This is a genomic window from Streptomyces tanashiensis, from assembly GCF_014648895.1.
Taxonomy (GTDB): domain Bacteria; phylum Actinomycetota; class Actinomycetes; order Streptomycetales; family Streptomycetaceae; genus Streptomyces; species Streptomyces tanashiensis.
In genome coordinates, this window is sequence record NZ_BMRZ01000015.1 from 17,982 (window position 1) to 38,618 (window position 20,637).

General features: G+C 72.4%; 21 protein-coding genes. 11 read left to right on the forward strand and 10 right to left on the reverse strand.

Annotated features, from left to right (window positions below):
* The first annotated feature begins 13 nt into the window (after positions 1 to 13).
* Positions 14 to 2,173: an MMPL family transporter gene (locus tag IE237_RS31410; RefSeq protein WP_189805533.1), complete on the forward strand. Its 2,160-nt coding sequence runs from the start codon at positions 14 to 16 to the stop codon at positions 2,171 to 2,173.
* A gap of 28 nt (positions 2,174 to 2,201) precedes the next feature.
* Here IE237_RS31410 and IE237_RS31415 read toward each other — a convergent pair whose 3' ends face one another.
* On the reverse strand, positions 2,202 to 2,561 hold the full coding sequence (locus IE237_RS31415) for an SsgA family sporulation/cell division regulator (RefSeq protein WP_189805534.1): 360 nt from the start codon (positions 2,559 to 2,561) through the stop codon (positions 2,202 to 2,204).
* A gap of 177 nt (positions 2,562 to 2,738) precedes the next feature.
* On the opposite strand from IE237_RS31415, the gene IE237_RS31420 reads away from it, so the two are divergent.
* From IE237_RS31420 to IE237_RS31445, 6 genes are all read left to right on the forward strand, one after another.
* Complete coding sequence (locus tag IE237_RS31420; RefSeq protein WP_189805535.1) at positions 2,739 to 3,767, forward strand: energy-coupling factor ABC transporter permease; 1,029 nt, start codon at positions 2,739 to 2,741, stop codon at positions 3,765 to 3,767.
* A 1-nt stretch (position 3,768) separates the two neighbouring features.
* A complete protein-coding gene (cbiQ, locus tag IE237_RS31425) occupies positions 3,769 to 4,530 on the forward strand; it encodes a cobalt ECF transporter T component CbiQ (protein WP_189805536.1) in 762 nt (253 codons plus the stop codon).
* Complete coding sequence (locus IE237_RS31430; RefSeq protein ID WP_189805537.1) at positions 4,518 to 5,279, forward strand: energy-coupling factor ABC transporter ATP-binding protein; 762 nt, start codon at positions 4,518 to 4,520, stop codon at positions 5,277 to 5,279. The genes cbiQ and IE237_RS31430 overlap by 13 nt, the downstream gene beginning before the upstream one ends.
* A 73-nt stretch (positions 5,280 to 5,352) precedes the next feature.
* Positions 5,353 to 6,519 carry a serine hydrolase domain-containing protein gene (locus IE237_RS31435; protein ID WP_189805538.1) on the forward strand — a complete coding sequence of 389 codons (1,167 nt, stop codon included), beginning with the start codon at positions 5,353 to 5,355 and terminating at the stop codon, positions 6,517 to 6,519.
* A gap of 139 nt (positions 6,520 to 6,658) precedes the next feature.
* Positions 6,659 to 7,717, forward strand: coding sequence for an ArsR family transcriptional regulator (locus IE237_RS31440; RefSeq protein WP_189805539.1), 1,059 nt, complete (start codon positions 6,659 to 6,661; stop codon positions 7,715 to 7,717).
* Between the two features lie 35 nt (positions 7,718 to 7,752).
* Positions 7,753 to 8,259, forward strand: coding sequence for a YbaK/EbsC family protein (locus IE237_RS31445; protein WP_189805540.1), 507 nt, complete (start codon positions 7,753 to 7,755; stop codon positions 8,257 to 8,259).
* Positions 8,260 to 8,268: 9 nt separating this feature from the next.
* Here the strand turns inward: IE237_RS31445 and IE237_RS31450 are convergent, their stop codons facing one another.
* From IE237_RS31450 to IE237_RS40990, 3 genes are all read right to left on the reverse strand, one after another.
* Complete coding sequence (locus IE237_RS31450; protein ID WP_189805541.1) at positions 8,269 to 8,886, reverse strand: LysE family translocator; 618 nt, start codon at positions 8,884 to 8,886, stop codon at positions 8,269 to 8,271.
* A 77-nt stretch (positions 8,887 to 8,963) separates the two neighbouring features.
* The gene (locus tag IE237_RS31455) at positions 8,964 to 9,554 is read right to left on the reverse strand and encodes a 2OG-Fe dioxygenase family protein (protein ID WP_229843017.1); all 591 of its coding nucleotides are present in this window, start codon (positions 9,552 to 9,554) and stop codon (positions 8,964 to 8,966) included.
* Complete coding sequence (locus tag IE237_RS40990; protein WP_229843029.1) at positions 9,482 to 9,721, reverse strand: 2OG-Fe dioxygenase family protein; 240 nt, start codon at positions 9,719 to 9,721, stop codon at positions 9,482 to 9,484. Before IE237_RS40990 ends, IE237_RS31455 begins: the two co-directional genes overlap by 73 nt.
* A gap of 182 nt (positions 9,722 to 9,903) precedes the next feature.
* On the opposite strand from IE237_RS40990, the gene IE237_RS31460 reads away from it, so the two are divergent.
* A complete protein-coding gene (locus tag IE237_RS31460) occupies positions 9,904 to 10,686 on the forward strand; it encodes an SDR family NAD(P)-dependent oxidoreductase (RefSeq protein ID WP_189805542.1) in 783 nt (260 codons plus the stop codon).
* A 16-nt stretch (positions 10,687 to 10,702) separates the two neighbouring features.
* On the opposite strand, the gene IE237_RS31465 is transcribed toward IE237_RS31460, so the two are convergent.
* The 6 genes from IE237_RS31465 to IE237_RS31490 all read right to left on the reverse strand — a co-directional run bounded on the left by IE237_RS31465 (position 10,703) and on the right by IE237_RS31490 (position 18,147).
* Positions 10,703 to 11,554, reverse strand: coding sequence for an EamA family transporter (locus IE237_RS31465; RefSeq protein WP_189805543.1), 852 nt, complete (start codon positions 11,552 to 11,554; stop codon positions 10,703 to 10,705).
* Positions 11,551 to 12,048, reverse strand: a complete 498-nt coding sequence (locus IE237_RS31470) for a YbaK/EbsC family protein (RefSeq protein WP_189805544.1) — start codon at positions 12,046 to 12,048, stop codon at positions 11,551 to 11,553. The genes IE237_RS31465 and IE237_RS31470 overlap by 4 nt, the downstream gene beginning before the upstream one ends.
* Positions 12,049 to 12,103: 55 nt before the next feature.
* Entirely contained in the window at positions 12,104 to 13,741 is a 1,638-nt protein-coding gene (locus IE237_RS31475) for a penicillin-binding transpeptidase domain-containing protein (protein ID WP_189805545.1), read from the reverse strand.
* Positions 13,742 to 13,839: 98 nt separating this feature from the next.
* A complete protein-coding gene (locus IE237_RS31480; protein WP_189805546.1) occupies positions 13,840 to 15,162 on the reverse strand; it encodes a DUF8189 domain-containing protein in 1,323 nt (440 codons plus the stop codon).
* Positions 15,163 to 15,290: 128 nt separating this feature from the next.
* A complete protein-coding gene (locus IE237_RS31485) occupies positions 15,291 to 16,214 on the reverse strand; it encodes a serine hydrolase (RefSeq protein WP_229843007.1) in 924 nt (307 codons plus the stop codon).
* A 178-nt stretch (positions 16,215 to 16,392) separates the two neighbouring features.
* On the reverse strand, positions 16,393 to 18,147 hold the full coding sequence (locus IE237_RS31490; RefSeq protein WP_370468321.1) for a dolichyl-phosphate-mannose--protein mannosyltransferase: 1,755 nt from the start codon (positions 18,145 to 18,147) through the stop codon (positions 16,393 to 16,395).
* A 52-nt stretch (positions 18,148 to 18,199) separates the two neighbouring features.
* Here IE237_RS31490 and rsmI point away from each other — a divergent pair, with 52 nt between their 5' ends.
* From rsmI to IE237_RS31505, 3 genes are all read left to right on the forward strand, one after another.
* Positions 18,200 to 19,087, forward strand: coding sequence for a 16S rRNA (cytidine(1402)-2'-O)-methyltransferase (gene rsmI / locus IE237_RS31495; protein ID WP_189805547.1), 888 nt, complete (start codon positions 18,200 to 18,202; stop codon positions 19,085 to 19,087).
* Between the two features lie 138 nt (positions 19,088 to 19,225).
* Positions 19,226 to 19,642 carry a hypothetical protein gene (locus tag IE237_RS31500; RefSeq protein ID WP_189805548.1) on the forward strand — a complete coding sequence of 139 codons (417 nt, stop codon included), beginning with the start codon at positions 19,226 to 19,228 and terminating at the stop codon, positions 19,640 to 19,642.
* Positions 19,643 to 19,705: 63 nt separating this feature from the next.
* Entirely contained in the window at positions 19,706 to 20,575 is an 870-nt protein-coding gene (locus tag IE237_RS31505; RefSeq protein ID WP_189805549.1) for a TatD family hydrolase, read from the forward strand.
* The last annotated feature ends 62 nt before the right edge of the window (positions 20,576 to 20,637 follow it).

Genomic DNA, 20,637 nt, shown 5'->3' on the forward strand with positions numbered 1-20,637 from the left:
GGAGTACGCCCCCGTGGCCACGTTCCTCTACAAGCTGGGCCGCACCGCCTTCCGGCGCCGACGGCTCGTCGCCCTCCTCTGGGTGGCGCTCCTCGCGATCGCCGGCGTCGGTGCCGCCACCGCGCCCACCGCCACCTCCAGCTCCTTCTCGATCCCCGGCACCGAGGCACAGCGCGCCTTCGACCTGCTCGAAGAGCGCTTCCCGGGCGCCGGAGCCGACGGGGCCACCGCCCGCGTCGTCTTCAAGGCCCCCGAGGGCGAGAAGATGACCGACCCGGCGCACAAGGCCGTCGTCGAGGAGACCGTCTCCGCGCTGAAGTCCGGCTCGGACCAGATCGTCCAGGTCACCGACCCGTACACCGCGCACGCCGTCTCGCAGAACGGCTCCACCGCCTACGTCTCGGTCTCCTACAAGGTCAACGCCATGGAGCTGACCGACGAGACCCGCGACGCCCTGAAGCAGGCCGGGGAGAACGCGCAGGGCAAGGGGCTGACCGTCGAGGTCGGCGGCGACGCCCTCCAGACCATGCCCGAGCAGGGCGCGAGCGAGGCCATCGGCATCGTCCTCGCCGGCTTCGTGCTCGTCATCACCTTCGGCTCCCTCGTCGCGGCCGGGCTCCCGCTGCTCACCGCGGTCATCGGCGTCGGCATCGGCGTCTCGACGATCACCGCGCTCGCGAACGTCCTGGACCTCGGCACCACCACCTCCACGCTCGCGTCGATGATCGGCCTCGCCGTCGGCATCGACTACGCCCTCTTCATCGTCTCCCGCTACCGCTCGGAGCTCGCCGAGGGCCGCACGAAGGAGGACGCCGCGGGGCGCGCGGTCGGCACGGCCGGCTCCGCCGTCGTCTTCGCCGGACTCACCGTCGTCATCGCCCTGGTCGGCCTGGCCGTCGTCAACATCCCGATGCTGACGAAGATGGGCTTCGCCGCCGCCGGCACGGTCGTGATCGCGGTCCTCATCGCGCTCACCCTCATCCCGGCCCTGCTCGGCTTCGCCGGCGACAAGGTCGTCAGCCGCAAGCAGCGCAAGGGCACCGCCAAGGCGAGCGACAAGCCCAACGGCGGCACCCGCTGGGCCCGCTTCGTCATCCGCCGCCCGCTGATGGTGCTGATCGTCGGCGTCCTCGGCCTCGGCGCGATCGCCGTGCCCGCCGCCTCCCTGGAGATGGGCCTCCCGGACGACGGCGTCAAGCCGACCTCCACCTCCGAGCGCCGGGCCTACGACACGCTGTCCGACGGCTTCGGCCCCGGATTCAACGGCCCGCTGCTGGTCGTGGTGGACGGAGACAAGGCGACCGCCGACAGGACGGTCTCCACGATCAAGCGCCTCGACGGCTGGGCGGCGGTCACCCCGGCCACCCCGAACAAGGCCGGCGACGCCGCGATGATCACCGTGGTCCCGAAGGACCGGCCGTCCTCGACGGCCACCGAGGGCCTGGTCCACGACATCCGCGACGCCACCGGCGACGACGTCCTCGTCACCGGCGCCACCGCGATGAACATCGACTTCTCGCAGAAGATGAACGACGCGCTCGTGCCGTACCTGGCGCTCGTCGTGGGTCTCGCCTTCGTGCTCCTGACCCTGGTCTTCCGCTCGGTCCTCGTCCCGCTGAAGGCGGCCCTCGGCTTCCTGCTCTCGGTGGTCGCGGCCCTCGGCGCGGTCGTCGCGGTCTTCCAGTGGGGCTGGCTCGGCAGCCTCTTCGGGGTCGAGCAGACCGGCCCGATCATGTCGATGATGCCGATCTTCATGGTGGGTGTCGTCTTCGGTCTCGCGATGGACTACGAGGTCTTCCTCGTCACCCGGATGCGCGAGGCGTACGTGCACGGCGAGCGGCCCGGCGAGGCGATCGTGACCGGCTTCCGGCACAGCGCCCGGGTGGTCACCGCCGCCGCGGTGATCATGATCGCGGTCTTCTCCGGCTTCATCGGCATGGACGACCAGATGGTCAAGATGATCGGCTTCGGCCTCGCCGCCGCGGTCCTCTTCGACGCCTTCGTGGTCCGCATGGCGATCGTCCCGGCCGTCCTCGCGCTGCTCGGCCACAAGGCCTGGTGGCTGCCGAAGTGGCTGGACCGGATCCTGCCGAACGTGGACGTGGAGGGCGAGGGTCTCGCCGGGTCCACCGATGAGCCCGGTGTCGGGAAGCCGGACCTCGTGAAGGTCTGAGGCTCCCGGTCCTGAGGTCCGTACGCCGTCAGTGCGTCGTCATCGACGTACCGGCGGCGTACGTGTGCTTCAGGAAGCGCAGCAGGGCCGTGGTGTCGAACTGCACCACCGTCACCCCGTCGTCCTGGTGGAGCTCGACGACCGTCTGCACCCGGCCGCAGGGCCAGACGCCGATGTCGCCGCGGCGGGTCGGGGTGCGCATCCCCGTCTCCAGGAGCGCGCGCGGGAAGGACCACTCGACGGCGCCGGGGAAGACGAAGCGGACGGTCTCGGGGGAGAAGCCGGGGTCGTAGCGGAGGCCCACGGGGACGGGGCGGGAGAGGGGTGCGTCGCTGATGATCCGCCCCTTGGCATGGTCGTCGACTATGCGGTCATCTACGGCGGCCATGGTGACTCCTCACCTTTTATCCTCTTGTCTACCAATGTGTCACTCCTTCCCGGTGGGTGCGCGTCGCATGCGTGTCCGGTCGAGGGTGTGCGCGGAGTCACGTGCCGCCGTGCGCCGCCGTTCTGTGACCGATGCGCTCTTGCAAGCCCTTTGCAGGAGCGCCTTATCATTCCCGACGTGCATGTACCTGACGGATTCATCAACGCCCCCGTATCGGCCGCCGCCGGTGTCGTCGCCGCCGGCGCCGTCGCCGTCAGCCTGCGCGGAGCCCGCCGCGAGCTGGACGAGCGGACCGCGCCGCTCGCCGGCCTCGTCGCGGCCTTCGTCTTCGCCGTCCAGATGCTGAACTTCCCGGTCGCCGCCGGGACCAGCGGACACCTCCTCGGCGGTGCGCTCGCCGCGATCCTCGTCGGGCCCTGGACCGGCGTCCTGTGCATAGCCGTCGTCCTGCTCATGCAGGGCATCCTCTTCGCCGACGGAGGCCTCACCGCCCTCGGCGTGAACATCACGGTCATGGGCGTCGTCACCGTCGTCGTGGCCTACGCGCTCTTCCGCGGCCTGGTCCTCGTCCTGCCGCGCACCCGGCGCTCGGTGACCGTGGCCTCGTTCGTCGCCGCGCTCGTCTCCGTACCGGCCGCGGCCGCCGCCTTCACCCTCATCTACGCGATCGGCGGCACCACCGACGTCCCCGTCCCCAAGGTCCTCACCGCCATGGTCGGCGTGCACGTCCTCATCGGCATCGGCGAGGCCGTCATCACCATGCTGACCGTCGGCGCCGTGATCGCCGTCCGCCCCGACCTGGTGCACGGCGCCCGCGGCCTGACCGCGCCGCTCAAGCTCCGCGTCGACGGCGAACTGGTCGACGCCGCCCCCGCCGCCGCCCCGGCGGCCGGCGGCTCCCCGAGGAAGCTGTGGATCGGCGGCGTGGTCACCGCCCTCGTCCTCGCCGGCTTCGTCTCCTTCTACGCCTCCGCCAGCCCCGACGGCCTGGAGAAGGTCGCCGCCGACAAGGGCATCGACGCCAAGGTCGAGGACCACGCGGCCGCCGACTCCCCGCTCGCCGACTACGGCGTCAAGGGCATCGAGGCCCCCCGGCTCTCCGGCGGCCTCGCCGGCGTGATCGGCGTCGGCACGACCCTGGCCGTCGGCACCGGCGCCTTCTGGGTCGTCCGCCGCCGCCGCACCGCGGCTCCGGAAAGCGTCTGACATGGGTGCGGGGCACGCGCACAAGCTCTACCGGGACGTACGGTCGCCGGTCCACGAGCTGCCCCCGCACACCAAGCTCGCCGCCGTCCTCGGCTTCGTCGTGGTCGTCGTCTCGACGCCCCGCGAGGCCGTCTGGGCCTTCGCCCTCTACGCCGCGCTCCTCGCGGCCGTGGCGGCGAAGGCCCGGATCCCGGCCGGCTTCCTGCTCAAGCGGCTGCTCATCGAGATCCCGTTCGTGGCCTTCGCGCTGCTCATGCCGTTCGTGGTGCCCGGCGAGCGGACGGCCTTCCTCGGGGTGTCGCTGAGCGTCCCCGGCCTGTGGGGCGCCTGGAACGTCCTGGCCAAGGGAACCCTCGGCGTCGCCGCCTCCGTGCTCCTCGCCTCCACCACCGAACTGCGGGCCCTGATCCTCGGCCTCCAGCGGCTGAAGCTCCCGCCGCTGCTCGTCCAGATCGCCTCGTTCATGATCCGGTACGGCGACGTCATCACCGACGAGATGCGCCGCATGTCCGTCGCCCGCCGCTCCCGCGGCTTCGAGGCGAGGGGCGTCCGCCACTGGGGCGTCCTCGCCAAGTCCGCCGGCGCGCTCTTCATCCGCTCTTACGAGCGCGGCGAACGCGTCCACCTCGCCATGGTCAGCCGCGGCTACACGGGCACCATGCCGGTCATCGACGAGGTCACCGCCACCCGCGCCCAGTGGGCGTACGCCGCCGCGCTGCCGCTCACCGCACTCCTGATCTGCCTCCTGGGATGGACCCTATGACCGCCGCCCCCGCCCCCTCGCTGGACGTGCGCGGCCTCGCGTACGCGTACCCCGACGGCCACCAGGCCCTCTTCGGCGTGGACCTCACCGTCGGGCACGGCGAACGGGTCGCCCTCCTCGGCCCCAACGGCGCCGGCAAGACCACCCTCGTCCTCCACCTCAACGGCATCCTCACCGGCGGCGCGGGCACCGTCACCGTCGCCGGGCTGCCGGTCGGCAAGAAGCACATGGCCGAGATCCGGCGCAGGGTCGGCATCGTCTTCCAGGACCCCGACGACCAGCTCTTCATGCCGACCGTCCGCGAGGACGTGGCCTTCGGCCCGGCCGCCGCCGGAGTCCGGGGCGCCGCGCTGGAGGCCGTCGTCCGGCGGGCCCTGGAGCGCGTCGGCATGGCGGAGTTCGCGGACCGGCCGCCGCACCACCTCTCCTTCGGGCAGCGCCGCCGCGTCGCCGTCGCCACCGTCCTCGCCATGGAGCCGGAGATCCTCGTCCTCGACGAGCCGTCCTCCAACCTGGACCCGGCCTCGCGCCGCGAGCTCGCCGACATCCTCCGGACGCTCGACGTCACCGTCCTCATGGTCACCCACGACCTGCCGTACGCCCTGGAGCTCTGCCCGCGCTCGGTCGTCCTCAGCGAGGGCGTCATCGCCGCCGACGGGCGGACCGGCGACATCCTCGCCGACGAGGAGCTGATGGCCCGGCACCGCCTGGAGCTGCCGTTCGGCTTCGTGCCCGGCTCGGTGGCCTGAGGCCCCCGGAATCCGCCCCTCACCCGCCGCGTTGCACCATGGAGAGTCGGATCGGCGAGTGAGGAGTGGGGACGTGGACGTCCAGGGCACGGTGGCGGCGGGCTGGGAGCCGGTCAGGGACGCGTTCCTGCGCAACTTCGAGCAGCGGGGCGAGCGCGGCGCGGCGGTCGCCGTCCACCGCGACGGCGAGAAGGTCGTCGACCTGTGGGCGGGCGCGAAGGACGTCGACGGCACGGAGCCGTGGACGGCCGACACCGCACAGGTCGTGCGCTCGGCCACCAAGGGCGTCGCCGCCACCGTCCCCCTGCTCCTGCACCAGCGCGGGCTGCTCGACCTGGACGCCCCCGTCGCCTCGTACTGGCCCGAGTTCAAGGCGCACGGCAAGGACCGGGTGACCGTACGGCAGCTCCTCGCGCACCGGGCCGGCGTGCCCGTCCTCGACCGGCCCCTCAGCCTCGCGGAGGCGGTCGACCTGCCGACGGCGACGGCCGCCGTCGCCGCCCAGGCCCCCGTCTGGGAGCCCGGCACCGCCCACGGCTACCACGCCCACACCTTCAGCTGGCTGCTCTCCGGCCTGGTCCACCGGGTCACCGGCCGCACGATAGGCGGCTGGGTCGCCGAGGAGATCACCGGGCCCCTCGGCCTCGACCTGTGGATCGGCCTGCCCGACGCCGAGGCCCACCGGGTCGGCCGGCTCGGCCCCGTCGAGGAGATCGACCCGCCCGGCAGCGGCGCCCTCAGGCTCCGCCCCAAGCGCTCCGTCACCGAGGCCTACCAGGACCCGGCCTCCCTCACCCGGCGCGCCTTCGGGGTCATCGACCCCAAGCCCGACGAGAACGACCCCGTCTACCGGGCCGCCGAACTGCCCGGCTCGGCGGGCGTCGCCACAGCCCGTGCCCTCGCCCGCTTCTACGCCGCCACCCTCGGCCCCGTCGACGGCGCCGAGCGCCTCCTCGCCCCCGCCACCCTGACCCTCGCCCGCACCGAGGAGTCCGCGGGCCCGGACCGGGTGCTGCTGGTCGGCACGCGCTTCGGCCTCGGCCACATGCTGCACGGCCCGGCCTCCCCGCTCCTCGGCCCCTCCTCCTTCGGCCACCCCGGCCGCGGCGGCTCCCTCGGCTTCGCCGACCCGGACGCCGGGATCGCCTTCGGGTACGTCACCAACGGCATGCGGAAGACGGTCACCGCCGACCCGCGCGCCCAGGCGCTGGTGCGGGCGGTGCGGTCGGTGACCGGCTGAAAGAACGCCCCGACCGGCCGAAAAACGTTTCCCCGCAGGCGACTTGACATTGTGAGCGGCCGCCGGGCAGTTCCCCGGCCACCTGGCCGATACCGTGTGCCCGCTCCATAGACCGATGGAGCGGGCGCGGGGGTGCGTGGTGATCGACATTCCGCTGCGGCGGTCCGGACACGGGACGGTCCGGATCGCCGACAGCCGGCTCTGGGAGACGTACGGCAGCATCGGGCTGCTCTCCACACGGCGCGGACTCGCGCCCTGGCCGTACACCAACTGGGACCGGGCGGCCCGCCGTTCGCTGACCCGGGCCGAGGTGACCGTCCCGGGCTGGCTCGCCCCCCTGTACCGCGCCCGCGGCGGCGCGCTGCCGTCGTTCCTCCTCCCCGTCCCGTCCCCCTCCCGGGGCGACCTGACGGCCGGCCTCGCGGCACTCGCCGCCGTTCCCCCGGCCCGCGTCCGCGGAGAGCTGGAGCAGTGGTTCCCGCGGGGCGTCCCCGCCGAGGTGCGCCCCCTGTACGCCGATCCCCGCGCCCGCCTCGCCGAACTCCGCGAGTTCCTGCCCCGGTACTGGCACGCCGCCCTGGCCCCGTACGCGGCGCCCCTGCGGGTGGCCACGGAGGAGGACATCCTGCTGCGCGCCCGGATCCTCGCCACCCGGGGCCCGGAGCGGCTGCTCGGCTCCCTGCGCGGGCGGCGGATCACCCGTCACGGTGACATCCTGCGGCTGCACGTCGGCACCGCGGTGTACGCCCGGACCGCGGTCCCGGACATCTCCCGGCTCGTCCTCGTCCCCCTGGTGTTCGGCAAGGGGGCCCCGTACTCCGGGTCCGCACCGGACGGCACGACGGCCGTCGCCTACCAGGCCGAGGGCGCCGCCGTGCTCCTGGGGGAGAACCCGCCGCCCGGCCGGCGGGACGCCGCCGAGGGGCCCGCGCGCGGCGACCGGCTGGAGATTTTGCTCGGCCGCAGCCGTGCGGGCGTCGTCCGCGGCCTCGTGGCGCCCACCACCACCTCGGACCTGGCCGCGGCGCTGGGCCTCGCCCCCAGCACCGTCTCCGAGCACCTCACCGCCCTGGTCGCCGCCGGCGTGGTGCGGCGGCGCAGGGACGGCGTCCGCGTCCTGTACGAGCTGGACGGCCCGGGTGTCGCGCTGCTCCGGCACATGGACAGCAGGCGTAGGGTCAACGCGCCCGAGTTCTGAACCAGTTGAAGTCCTTTGAAAGCAGGAGGAATCGCATGACCACGGACGGCACGAGCGTCGTGAACGACACCTACGAGAAGCTGCTCGCCCTGCTCGACGAGCGCGGCGCGGCCTACCGGGTGATCGAGCACGCCCCCGAGGGCGCCACCGAGGCGGTCAGCGCGCTGCGGGGCCACACGCTCGACCGGGCGGCCAAGTGCATCATCGCCATGGTGAAGATCGGCAAGAAGGAGAAGCGCTTCGCGCTCGTCGTCGTGCCGGGCGACCGGCGCATCGACCTCAACGCCGTGAAGGCGCTGTACGGCGGCACGTACGTCTCCTTCGCCTCACCGGAGATCGCGGAGGAGCTCGCGGGCTCGCCGAGCGGCACGATCCTCCCCTTCGCCTTCGACGAGCGCCTGGAACTGATCGTGGACCCGGACCTGCTGGTCCACCCGGAGTTCTTCTTCAACGCGGCCCGTCTCGACCGCTCGCTCGCCCTCTCCGCCGAGGACTACCGCACGATCGCCGAGCCGCGCGTGGAACGGGTGTCGACCGTCTGAGCTCCGGGCTCAGGCCACGGACGGCGTCAGGGCGAGCACCATCCCGAGCCCGACCAGCACGGTCCCGATGACCTTGTTGAGCACGCTCTGCCGCTGCAGCAGCCGGGTGCGCAGGCTCTGGTTGGAGAAGAGCACCGCCGCCAGCGCGAACCAGACCAGGTGCGCGAGCGACATGAACAGGCCGTAGCCGATCTGCTGGAAGACCGGGGTGTCGGCGCTGACGACCTGGGTGTACGTGCTCAGCACGAAGAGCATGGTCTTCGGGTTGAGCGCGTTCGTCAGGAATCCGGTGCGCAGCGCCCCCGCCTTCGAGAGGCCGGCGTCGCTCGACAGGTCGATGTCCACCTGCGCCTTGGTGACGAACGTCTTGTAGCCGATGTACACCAGGTACGCGGCGCCGATCAGTTTCATCGCCGTGAAAAGCATCGGGGTCCGGGTCACCAGAAGACCCACGCCGAGCATCGTGTAGGTGACGTGGACGAGCACGCCCAGAGAAATTCCGACGGCAGCGAGAACGCCGGCGGTCCGCCCGTACAGATAACTGTTCCGGACCGTCATCGCGAAGTCCGCGCCGGGACTGATGACTGCCAGAATGGTGATGACCGCCACGGCGATTAGCTGACCCATATTCCCGTCTTCCCACTCGGGTGGTGAACGGACGCGGGGGGCGCCGTCGTGGCCGCCCCCCGCGCCGCACCGGACACTTACGGCTTGTGACGGTAGGTGATCACCAGGACGTCGCGCGAGGCCGGGACGGCGGGGTCCACCTGCTCGATGGGCGTGACGCCGTGGTAGACCCGCTCGTCGTTGACGAGCGCCACGTCGAGCGGGTCGGTGAGGGAGAACTTCTCCACCGGCTGCTTGTCCAGGTTGAAGACGGTGCTCTCGCCGCCGATGGCGTTCGAGCGGCCGATCATCGCCATCAGGACGAACGTGACGCCGTCGCGGTGGACGCCCTCGGGGGTCGGCAGGCCGACCTCCTCGCCGTTCACCTCGATGCGGAACTGGTGCGCCTCGATGTGCCAGCCCGAGTACGGGGCGAGCCGGCCGAAGATGTCGCAGCCCAGGGTCAGCAGGCTGTCCATGGTGCGGCCGCGCAGGATCTGGTCCTCGAACGGCTCGTAGTGCCGGGCCACGCCACCGTTGAGGTTGTTGTAGTCGAGGCCCTGGTAGTGCGGCTGGTGGGCCTCGACGTGGTAGTCGGCGCTCGCCCGGGGCGCGCTCAGCGTCGCGTGCCGGCGGCGCGGTAGCGCCCGCCGTCCGCCATGTATCCGTCGAGCGGCATGCGGGACCAGCTGTCGCGGAACGGCTCCAGGTCGTCGAGCGCGGTCTCGGAACGCCGGAGGAGGAGCGACTTCACCTTGTCGCCGGAGATCAGGTCGAAGCTCCGGGAGGAAAGCGATTCGCAGATCTCCTCGACGCCGGACTCGTACGACTCGGACGCGCGCTGCTGGGCAGCCATTTCTTCCCCCTGGTTCGAAAAGTGATCGTCGGCGGTATCGATCGTGGTATTCGGGCCGGAGGCGTGTCAAAGGCTTTCGGCCCTGGCCGAATGGCCGCGAGTCCGCGTTCTCTGGTCATTCGTCCATGAATTCCGTGAACAATGTGTTGCGAAAAGGTTTCACGGGATGCTGGGATCGCCCCATGGATCTCAGGAAGCGGTTCGAGGGGTACGCGGTACTGGTCACGGGCGCGGCGCGCGGCATCGGCGCGGCCACCGCCCGGCGGCTCGCGGCGGAGGGCGCGCGGGTCCTCGTCACGGACATCGACGAGGAGGCGGCCCGCGGGACGGCCGCCGCACTCCCCGGCGCGGTGGCACTGCGCTGCGACGTCGGCGACCGGGCGTCGGTCGACGCGGCCGTCGCCCACGCCGTGGAGACCTTCGGCGGCCTCGACGTCCTCGTCAACAACGCCCTCGCCCCCGTCGCCGCCGACCGGGACCGCTTCGAGGACGAACCCGACGAGGGCTGGACCGGCCAGCTCGACGTCACGCTCATGGGCGCGGTCCGCTGCTCCCGCGCGGCCATGCCGCACCTCGCGGCGGCCGGCGGGCGCGGGGCGATCGTCACGATCGGCTCGGTCAACGCGGAGGCGGACTTCGGCAATCACGCGTACAGCGCCGCCAAGGCGGGCCTCGCGTCCCTCACCCGCACCCTGGCGGGCGACGCGGCGCCGCGCGGAGTCCGGGTCAACCAGATCAACCCGGGCACGATCGCGACCGCGGCCTGGGCGGGACGGGAGGCCGACCTCACGGCCCTGGCCACCCGCGTCTACCCCCTGGGCCGCGTCGGCACCCCGGAGGACGTGGCGGCGGCGGTGGCCTTCCTGGCCTCCGCGGACGCCGCCTGGATCACGGGCACGACGCTCCGCGTGGACGGCGGCCTGCTGGCGGTGAACACCCACTTCGCGGAGGTGCTGTCCCCCTGACGGGATGTCGCGCCGCTCAGCCCGCGTGCAGCATCAGCCCGATCCCCACCACCATCAGGCCCGCCGCCGCGACCCTCGGGGCGCCGAAGCGTTCCTTGAAGAAGAGGGCTCCGATGGCCGCGCCCACGATGATGGAGGACTCGCGCAGGGCGGCGATCGGGGCCAGGGGGGCCTTCGTCTGGGCCCACAGGACGAGGGCGTACGCCGCGACCGACAGGGCCGCGCCGATCAGGCCCCGGGCCGCGTACGGGCGGAGCTGGGGGAGGAGGGCCGCACGCCGGGTCCACAGGGCGTACGCCGGGATCACGAGGCCCTCCAGGATCATCAGCCACGCGATGTAGCCCAGCGGGGTGCCGGAGGCGCGGACGCCTACGCCGTCGACGACCGTGTACAGGGCGATCGACAGGCCCGTCGCGCCCGCCGCCAGGAGCGCCGGCCAGTGCGGGCGGGCGCCCTTGCCCCGGATGCCCCACAGGGCGAGGCCGGTCAGGCCCGCGCAGGCCACCGCCACCCCGAGCAACTGCCGGCCGCCGGGCGCCTCGTGGAGGAGGACCGCCGCCAGGACGGTCACCACGAGCGGGGCCGTACCCCGTGCGATCGGGTACATCTGGCCGAAGTCGCCGAGCGAGAACGACCGCATCAGCAGGACGTAGTAGCCGATGTGGAGGAGCGCCGAGAGGATCAGGTACGGCCACGCCCCCGCCGCGGGCAGCGGTACGAAGCAGGCCACGGCCAGACCGATCAGCGCCCCGCCGCCGGAGATCAGCGTGAAGGAGAGGAGCTGGTCCTTGATGCCGTGCGCGATCGCGTTCCAGCCGGCGTGCGTGACGGCCGCGACGAGGACCGCGGCCGTGACGAGCGGGGTCACTCCGAGGGCTCGCGGACGTCCACCAGGGTGCCGCCCGCGTGCGCGACCAGCGTCTTCGGATCCATCGCGAAGACCGTGTGCGGGGTGCCCGCCGCCGCCCACACCACGGTGTGGTCGAGGATGCCCCGGTCGGCCAGGACCCGCGTCCGGGTGCGGTGCCCGAACGGCGGCACGCCCCCGATCGCGTACCCCGTCGTCTCCCGGACCGCCTTCGCGTCCGCCCGGGTGACCTTCTCCGCGCCCAGCTCCTCGCGCACCCGCTCGACGTCCACCCGCGAGGCGCCGTCCATCAGGACGAGGACGGGCACCCCGTCCGCCGCGAAGATCAGCGACTTCACGATCTCGGCGACCTCGCAGCCGATGGCCTCGGCGGCCTGGAGGGCGGTGCGGGTCTCGTCGGGGAAGCGGCGGATCTCGACGTCGAGACCCAGCTCCCGGAGGGCTGCGGCGAACTGGGGGTGGGCGGCGGAGGCGGTGTCCTCGTCAGGCGTCATGGCCCGCACGGTAGCGGTCGGTGTACGGGCCACGCGACAGGGTTCCGGAACCCGGTCACCCCGCCTTGAGGACCCGTGCGACGACCGGGCCCGCCGCGTCGCCGCCGTGGCCGCCCGCCTGGACGACGGCCGCCGCCGCGAGGTCGCCCGAGTAGCCGGTGAACCAGCTGTTGGACGTGGCCTGGCCGTCGATCTCGGCGGAGCCGGTCTTGGCGCCCTTGGGGGAGGGGACCCCGGCCATCGCGTTCGTGGCGGTGCCGTCCCGGCGCGTCGCCGCCGCGCGCATCATCAGCCGCAGCCCCGAGGCGACCTCGCCGGGCAGCGGCTCGGCCTTCGCGAACTCGCGGTCGTCGAGGTCCTGCGCGACCAGGTACGGCTGGAGGAACCGGCCGTTCTTCGCGGTCGCGGAGAGCGAGGCGACGTTCAGGGCACTCATCGTGATCTTGCCCTGGCCGATGTACGAGGCGGAGGTCTCGCTCCCGGCCGACTCGGGCACGGAGCCGTCCCACGCACCGACGCCGATGTTCCACTCCTGGCCGATGCCGAACCAGCGCCGGGCGGTCGCGCCGAGCGCGGTGTCCGCGACGTGCTTGTCGGCGAGGGGGCTGATCGCCTTGATGAAGGCGGTGTTGCAGGAGCGGCTGAACGCGTCGGTGAGGGTGGCGTTCGGGATGCTGAAGTCCTTGAGGTTGTGGAAGGTCCTGCCCCGCGACAGGACGTCCGGCGGACACTCGACCCGGCTGCCCGGCCCGGCCACACCGTGTTCCATCATCATCGCCGCCGTGACGATCTTCATCGTCGAGCCGGGGGCCTGCTGCCCCTGGAGCGCGGTGTTGAACTCGGTGGCCGGGTTGTTGGCCACCGCCCGTATCGCCCCCGTGGACGGCTCGACCGCGGCCACCGAGGCATGCCCGAACCCCTTGACCGCCTTCTCGGCCGCCGCCTGGACCCCCGCGTCGACGGTGGTCCTCAGGGTGCCCGGCTTCCCCTTCCGCAGGACGAGGAGCGGCGTGTCGACGGCGGCCTCGCCGCCCGACTCGATCCAGGTCTCGACGCCGGCGGTGCCGTCGACCTTCGACCCGTACCGCTTGCGCAGCTCGACCAGGACCGGCCCGAGCGAGGGGTACTTCGCCGCCGTCAGCTCCACGCCGTCGCGGTCGACGGCCTTCACCTCGGCGGTCTTCGCGACGCCCGTGCGCAGGGTGCCGGCGGCGGTCAGCTTCGGGTGGAGGACGCCCGGCCGCCACTTCACGAGCGGGCGGCCGGTGGTCTCGCCGCGCACCACGGTCAGTTCGGAGGCGTACGTCCACTCCTTGGAGACGTCCTCGTACGTGATCGTCGCCTTCACCGTGAACGGCACCGTCGCCCCGACGGCGGTCCCCGGCGTGATCACCGCCTTCGAGATCTTCCCGCCCTCGCGGTACGCCGCGACCGCGGGTCCCGCCGTGACCGGGTCGTTCGTCAGCTGGCCCGCCCGCTCGGGCTCCCCGGCGGCCCAGGCGGCCAGGAACTCCTTCGCGGTGGCCGTGACCTCGTCGGGAGTGACGGGACCGGTCTTCGGCGCGGCCTCGGAGCGGGTCCCGACCTCACCGCCCGTGACCCCGTTCCAGAGGTTGTAGCCCCCGTACCCGACGCCGCCCGCCACGACGACGAACACACCCCCGACGATCGCGACCTTGGCTCCGCTGCGCATGGCTGCGCCTCCCCTCCCCAGGTGGACCCACGAGTGAATCAGCGTCACCCGGGGAGTGTCGAGTCACTTCCGCCACATCTGTCAGACGTGGGGGTCGGTCAGAAGATCAGGTCGTAGGTGTTCCAGCCGCCGCCGACGAGGGAGCGGGAGGAGCCGGGGACGAGGCCGGACAGGGGCTTGTACACGCCCTGGTAGAGCCAGAGCTTGCCGTCCCTGTCCCGTGCGACGAGGTCGGGGCGATCGTCACGTCCGAGTTCGGCGGTGCCCGCGATCGCCGTGTACGTGTTCCACCCGCCGCCGACGCGCTGGCGCTGCTGGAAGGGCGGGGAGGGATAGGGGCCATAGCGGTTGTACTTCCACAGCACGCCGTCCTTGTCACGGCCCAGGGCCCCGTCGTGGGCGCCCGACATGGTCAGGGCGGTGTACGCGCTCCAGCCGCCGCCCACCCGCTGCCGCGGTCCGTACAGCGTGTTGTGCTCCGCCTTGTAGCGCCACAGCACGCCGTCCCTGTCCCGGGCGACCAGACTGCCGTCACCGACGCCGACGAGGGCCGTGTAGGCGTTCCAGCCGCCGCCGACCCGCTGCCGCGGAGCGAAGGGCGCGGAGGGCTTGCCGGTGCCCGCGTAGTACCAGAGGACACCCGCCTTGTCGCGGGCGACGAGGTCGCCCCGGCCGTCCGCCGTGGCGGTCGTGAGCGGGACGACGGCGGTGTACGCGTTCCAGCCGCCGCCGACGCGCTTCCGCGCGGCGAACGGACGGGAGACGTCGCCCGTGCCCTCGTACCGCCACAGCGCGCCGTCCTTGTCCCGCGCGTGGACGGCACCGCGCTCCGCCGCGGGGGGCGTTCCGACGACGAAGTCGAGCCCGAGCTTGCCACTGGCCACGGTCGCGCCCGTGCCGTCCGTCAGCTCGACCAGGACGTCCGGGCGGCCCAGGACGGCCGCGGTCCGGTCGGCGTCCAGGGTGACGGTGTAGGTGAGGGTGCCGGCGGCCGGCACCTCGGGAAGGTCGAGGGAGGGCCGGACGGGCGGATCCGGCAGGGACGGCGGGAAGTAGGGCATGTCCCACGCACACGCGCCGTACGAGACGCCGTTGACCGAGCAGGTGGAGCGGATCACGTCCTCGCTCACCGGCGAGCCGCCCGCCTCACCCTCCGCCAGCCAGGTGTCCAGCTGGAAGGACGCGGACACCGGCCCCTGGACGCCCGCCGGCAGTGTGGCCGTGAACCGCAGCGTCACCGGCCCTTCCTCGCCCGCCGGAACGGTCAGCCGGCCGCCCTCCTGGACGATCGTCCCGGCCTCGGCGGCCGTCCCGGCGGCCGCCGCCGGGGACGCGGCGAACGCCGCCGCCCCCCCGAACGTCACCGGCGCCAGGGCGGCGGCCAACGCCGCCGCCACCACGGCCGTACGCACACGCGTCACGGAAAACCTCCTCGCCCCGGATGCGGGACACCAGATGCCGTCGGAGGCGCGGACACGCCTCCTTCTTGCACCCGTTCGACCCCGTGACGTCGCGAAAGGTTGTACGGCACCTGGGCGAGAGCAGGACGTCAGCCCTGGGGCACCGCGATGAACGCCTCCCTGGGTATCGCGGGCGGCTTGAAGGCCAACGCGGCGGACGCGGCCGGGAACAGGTCCCGGTGGATCACCTTGGACACGGCCTGGATCGTGCCCACGCCGTAGTTCATCGTGCTGTTGCCGTCGGTGAGCACGGTGATGGTGTAGTCGTGGCCGCCGCCCGAGAACGTGCCGACGCTGTGCACGCGCCAGCCGCGCGTGGCGCGCTGCAGCCAGCCGTTCTTGACGTGCTTGGACACGACGGAGGGCGCGCCGGCGGGGGTCCCCCACCGCTGCGAGGTGACGACGTTCCCCATGAGCTTGAGGATGTAGGCGCGGGCGTTGTCGCTCAGCACGGTGTTCCTGGCGGTGATCAGCGAGAGCAGCCGCTGCTCGTCGGTGACGTTGATCTGGGTGAGCCCCCAGTAGCCGCCGGATCCCGGCACTGTCCGCGTCATGCCGGCGGCCGTCAGGAAGCCCTTCACCTTGGTGACGCCGAGCTGGTTCCACAGGGAGGTGGTGGCCGCGTTGTCGGACTTGGTGATCATGGCCGTGGCGAGGGTGGTCTCGCGCGAGGTCAGAAGCCGGTTGGTCTTCTTGGCGTCCCAGAGGAGCGTGGCGAGGACGGTCACCTTCACGACGCTGGCCGAGTCGTACGCGGTCGTCGCGCGCAGGGTGCAGGTGGTGTTCGTGGTGCGGTCGCGCAGGCCGACGGCGACGGTACCGGAGCGCGTGGCGAGGGCGGCGGTGATGTCCCGCTGCAGCTTGGCGGCGAGCCCGGCCTTGCCCGACGTGCAGCTGACCTGCGGCGCGGTGGCGGCGGAAGCGGGTGCCGCGCCCGCGACGACGGGTACGAGCATCCCGGCGGCGGCCACGGCCGTGAGCGCGCGGGCGCGCAGGGTTGTGCGGTGAGTCATGTGGGTCCCCCTGAAAACGAAACGAACGCGCCTTCGGCGCACTCGTCCTGCATGACTCCCGGTGGGTGCGGATGGTTGTACGAATCCATTGAGAAATCCGTTCGGGCCGCCGCGGGGCCGCCGACGGCAGACGAGAGGGCGCGACCGCCGGCCGCGCCCTCTCGTCTCGATTCGCCCGCTACACCCAGGTGTCGAGCCACATCCGGTTTCTCCACTGGTCCATCGGAATGGGGGAGCCGGTGTAGATGGGCCAGAAGTAGATGAAATTCCAGACGATGAGCAGGACGAGACATCCCGCCGCCACCGCGCCGAAAGTCCGGCGTCTTTCCGAGGAGCCGCGGGGGCCGATGATCGCGCCCAGCATCATGGCCACCGCCAGGCACAGGAAGGGCACGAAGACGACCGCGTAGAAAAGGAAGATGGTGCGTTCCTGGTAGAGGAACCAGGGGAGCCAGCCGGCCGCGATGCCGCAGGCGATCGCCCCCGCGCGCCAGTCGCGGCGGAAGGCCCAGCGCCACAGGACGTACAGGACGGCGAAGCAGGCGGCCCACCAGAGGAGCGGGGTGCCGAGGGCGAGGACCTCCTGGGCGCACTTCTCGGTCGCGGTGGCCGGGCAGCCGTTCGTGCCGGGCGCCGGGGACTCGTAGAAGTACGAGACGGGGCGGCCCAGGACGATCCAGGACCAGGGGTTCGACTGGTAGGTGTGCGGCGAGGTCAGGCCGACGTGGAAGGTGTACACCTCGGACTCGTAGTGCCAGAGGCTGCGCAGCCAGTCCGGGAGCCAGCCCCAGGTGCCGGCGCCGACCGCCTTGTCGTGGTCCTCGGCCCAGTGCCGGAAGTAGCCCTTGTCGCTGACCAGCCAGCCGGTCCAGGTCGCCAGGTACGTGGCCAGGGCCACCGGCACCACCGACACGAACGCCGGGACCAGGTCCTTCCTGATCACCGCGAGGTACGGGCGGACGGCGCCGGCCGTGCGCCGGCCGCCGACGTCCCACAGGACGGTCAGCAGGCCGAAGGCGACCATCACGTAGAGGCCGTTCCACTTGGTCGCCGCCGCGAGGCCGAGGGACACGCCGGCCGCGATCCGCCACGGCCGCCAGCCCAGACGCAGGGTCTCCGCGATCTCCGCGTCGGGCCGCAGGACGCCCTCCTCGTCCTCGGGGAGGGCGGCGGCGAGCCGCTTCCTGGTCCGGTCCCGGTCGAGGACGAGGCAGCCGAAGGCGGCGAGCACGAAGAACATCAGCACCTGGTCGAGGAGCGCGGTGCGGCTCATCACGAAGTGCAGTCCGTCGACGGCGAGCAGCAGGCCCGCCAGGCAGCCGAGGAACGTCGAGCGGAAGAGACGGCGGCCGATCCGGCACAGCATCAGCACCGACAGGGTGCCGAGGAGCGCCACCATGAAGCGCCAGCCGAAGGGCTCGAAACCGAAGAGCTTCTCGCCGACGCCGATCATCCACTTGCCCATCGGCGGGTGGACGACGTACCCGGGGTCCGTCGGCACCAGGACCGAGCCGGGGTCCGTGAGGATCGTCTTGTCGATGTCCTTCGGCCAGGCCCCCTCGTACCCCTGGTTGATCAGCGCCCAGGAGTCCTTGGCGTAGTACGTCTCGTCGAATATCACCGCGTGCGGCTTGCCCAGGTTCCAGAACCGCAGCAGGCCCGCGACCGCCGTGACCAGCAGCGGACCGCCCCAGGCGAGGAGGCGCCACAGCCGCTCGGCGCGGTCGGGGCCGATGCCGAGGAGCGACCAGGTGCGCTCGGAGGGCCGGGTGTACGAGGGGACGAGCCGCTCGCGCAGCCCGATGGGGGCGGTGTCCGGGGCGGGCGGCGTGTAGCCGAAGCGCCGCAGCCTCAGCTGCCACGAAGAGGGCTCTGCCACGGGCGCCGCCATGGGGTGCTGGCCCTCCAGGGCCTCGGGTGCGGTACGGGTCACCGCGCCATCGTAGGGAACGCGCCTGTGCGCGTCGCCTGTCCGGGCTGGGAGGATGGTCCGTGTGACAGGAACGCTGGTACTCGCAGGGACCCCCATCGGTGACATCGCGGACGCGCCGCCGCGCCTCGCCTCCGAACTGGAGAGCGCGGACATCGTGGCCGCCGAGGACACCCGGAGGCTGCGCGGCCTCACCCGGGCGCTCGGCATCCACACCACGGGCCGGGTCGTCTCGTACTTCGAGGGCAACGAGTCCGCCCGTACGCCGGAACTGGTCGAGGCCCTGGTCGGCGGGGCGCGGGTGCTGCTGGTGACCGACGCGGGCATGCCGTCCGTCTCGGACCCGGGCTACCGCCTCGTCGCCGCCGCCGTCGAGCAGGACATCAAGGTGACGGCCGTCCCCGGCCCGTCCGCCGTGCTCACCGCGCTCGCCCTCTCGGGTCTCCCCGTGGACCGCTTCTGCTTCGAGGGCTTCCTGCCGAGGAAGGCGGGCGAGCGCCTGGGCCGCCTGCGCGAGGTCGCGGACGAGCGGAGGACCCTCGTCTACTTCGAGGCCCCGCACCGGCTCGACGACACCCTCGCCGCGATGGCCGAGGTCTTCGGCGCCGAGCGCCGGGCCGCCGTCTGCCGCGAGCTGACCAAGACCTACGAGGAGGTCAAGCGCGGCCCGCTGGCCGAGCTCGCCGCCTGGGCCGCCGAGGGCGTACGGGGCGAGATCACCGTCGTCGTCGAGGGCGCCCCGGAGACCGGCCCCGCCGAACTCGACGCGGAGGAGCTGGTGCGCAGGGTGCGGGTGCGCGAGGAGGCGGGGGAGCGCCGCAAGGAGGCGATCGCCGCCGTCGCGGCGGAGGCGGGACTTCCCAAGCGGGAGGTGTTCGATGCCGTGGTGGCGGCAAAGAATGCGGACGCGTCGGGCCCCGGAAAGAGTAAAGGACTAACCTGAAAGGCAAAGCCGAACCCGGCGCCGGGACTCTTCGCAGGGCGCTTGGCAAGGGAAGAGCCAAAAGCCTTCCATGGTTCGTCCGCCGCTGATGCGCTCCGGCCCGAAAAGGCGTCCACTGATCAGTGGAGAGGAGCTGGCATGAGCGAGATCACCGGCACCGGCATATCCGTCGCCCATGAGGCGTACGCCTTCGCCTGCATGCGCTGTGGATACGGCTGGGAGCAGGCGTACGACATCGAGCACCACGTCGACGCCGCCGGCCATGAATTCGTCGTCTACAAGGCCGACGGGGAGCGGGTCCCGTCCCCGCTGTCCAGTCCCACCTGCATGAACTGCGGCGGCCACGTCGTCCGCATCATGCGCGCGGGGCAGGTGTCGTCGGTGCTCGACCTGATCGCCGCGACCGAGAAGCACCAGCACGGGGCGCGGGCGACGAAGCCCGTCTCGCCGGCCGGACCCATCGGCCAGGAGCTGACCGAGGACACCCCCGAGAAGCCGCCGGTGCCGCACCACTGGCACCTGTCGGACCTCTTCCACCGCAGGCGTCACCAGTAGGTCGCCGGTAGGTCACCGGTAACCCCGCGCGGCGGCACTCATGGCACTCGTACGATCGGGGCCATGAGTGCCAAGGACGCCCCGCCCCCGCTGCCCGAACCCCTCCTCGTGGAGGTCGCGGACTCGCACACCCACATGGACCTGCAGTCCGGGACCGTCGAGGAGGCCCTGGTCAAGGCCGCCGCCGTCGGCGTGACCACGGTCGTCCAGGTGGGCTGCGACGTGAAGGGCTCGCAGTGGGCCGCCGAGACGGCCGCCGCCCACGAGAACGTGCACGCCGCCGTCGCGCTGCACCCCAACGAAGCCCCCAGGATCGTCCTCGGGGACCCCGACGGCTGGTCCCGCCAGGGCGCCCGCGAGGGCGGCGGCGACGCGGCCCTCGACGACGCCCTCACCGAGATCGACCGGCTCGCCGCCCTGCCGTACGTCCGCGGGGTCGGCGAGACCGGCCTCGACTTCTTCCGTACGGGACCGGAGGGCATCGCCGCGCAGGAGCGTTCCTTCCGCGCCCACATCGAGATCGCCAAGCGGCACGGCAAGGCGCTCGTCATCCACGACCGCGAGGCCCACGCCGACGTGCTGCGCGTCCTGGACGAGGAGGGCGCCCCCGAGCGGACCGTCTTCCACTGCTACTCCGGCGACGCCGCCATGGCCGAGATCTGCGCCGCCAAGGGCTACTACATGTCCTTCGCCGGCAACGTCACCTTCAAGAACGCCCAGCCGCTGCGGGACGCCCTCGCGATCGCCCCGCTGGAGCTGGTCCTCGTCGAGACCGACGCCCCCTTCCTCACCCCGGCGCCCTTCCGGGGCCGCCCGAACGCCCCCTACCTGATCCCGGTCACCGTCCGGGCCATGGCGGAGGTCCGCGGCATCGGGGAGAACGAGCTGGCCGCCGCGATCGCCGTGAACACGGCCCGAGCCTTCGATTACTGATCCGTAACGGTTACACCATGTAGCCGGGTCGTCGTGGAGCGTGACCGGGGCCGGGACTAGGG

Excerpts from the sequence above, each read along its gene's own strand:
- IE237_RS31415 (WP_189805534.1), bottom strand. The coding sequence starts at position 2,561 with ATGGCCGCCGTAGATGACCGCATAGTCGACGACCATGCCAAGGGGCGG.
- cbiQ (WP_189805536.1), top strand. The coding sequence starts at position 3,769 with ATGGGTGCGGGGCACGCGCACAAGCTCTACCGGGACGTACGGTCGCCG.
- IE237_RS31430 (WP_189805537.1), top strand. The coding sequence starts at position 4,518 with ATGGACCCTATGACCGCCGCCCCCGCCCCCTCGCTGGACGTGCGCGGC.
- IE237_RS31445 (WP_189805540.1), top strand. The coding sequence starts at position 7,753 with ATGACCACGGACGGCACGAGCGTCGTGAACGACACCTACGAGAAGCTG.
- IE237_RS31450 (WP_189805541.1), bottom strand. The coding sequence starts at position 8,886 with ATGGGTCAGCTAATCGCCGTGGCGGTCATCACCATTCTGGCAGTCATC.
- IE237_RS40990 (WP_229843029.1), bottom strand. The coding sequence starts at position 9,721 with ATGGCTGCCCAGCAGCGCGCGTCCGAGTCGTACGAGTCCGGCGTCGAG.
- IE237_RS31460 (WP_189805542.1), top strand. The coding sequence starts at position 9,904 with ATGGATCTCAGGAAGCGGTTCGAGGGGTACGCGGTACTGGTCACGGGC.
- IE237_RS31470 (WP_189805544.1), bottom strand. The coding sequence starts at position 12,048 with ATGACGCCTGACGAGGACACCGCCTCCGCCGCCCACCCCCAGTTCGCC.
- IE237_RS31475 (WP_189805545.1), bottom strand. The coding sequence starts at position 13,741 with ATGCGCAGCGGAGCCAAGGTCGCGATCGTCGGGGGTGTGTTCGTCGTC.
- IE237_RS31485 (WP_229843007.1), bottom strand. The coding sequence starts at position 16,214 with ATGACTCACCGCACAACCCTGCGCGCCCGCGCGCTCACGGCCGTGGCC.
- rsmI (WP_189805547.1), top strand. The coding sequence starts at position 18,200 with ATGGTCCGTGTGACAGGAACGCTGGTACTCGCAGGGACCCCCATCGGT.
- IE237_RS31500 (WP_189805548.1), top strand. The coding sequence starts at position 19,226 with ATGAGCGAGATCACCGGCACCGGCATATCCGTCGCCCATGAGGCGTAC.
- IE237_RS31505 (WP_189805549.1), top strand. The coding sequence starts at position 19,706 with ATGAGTGCCAAGGACGCCCCGCCCCCGCTGCCCGAACCCCTCCTCGTG.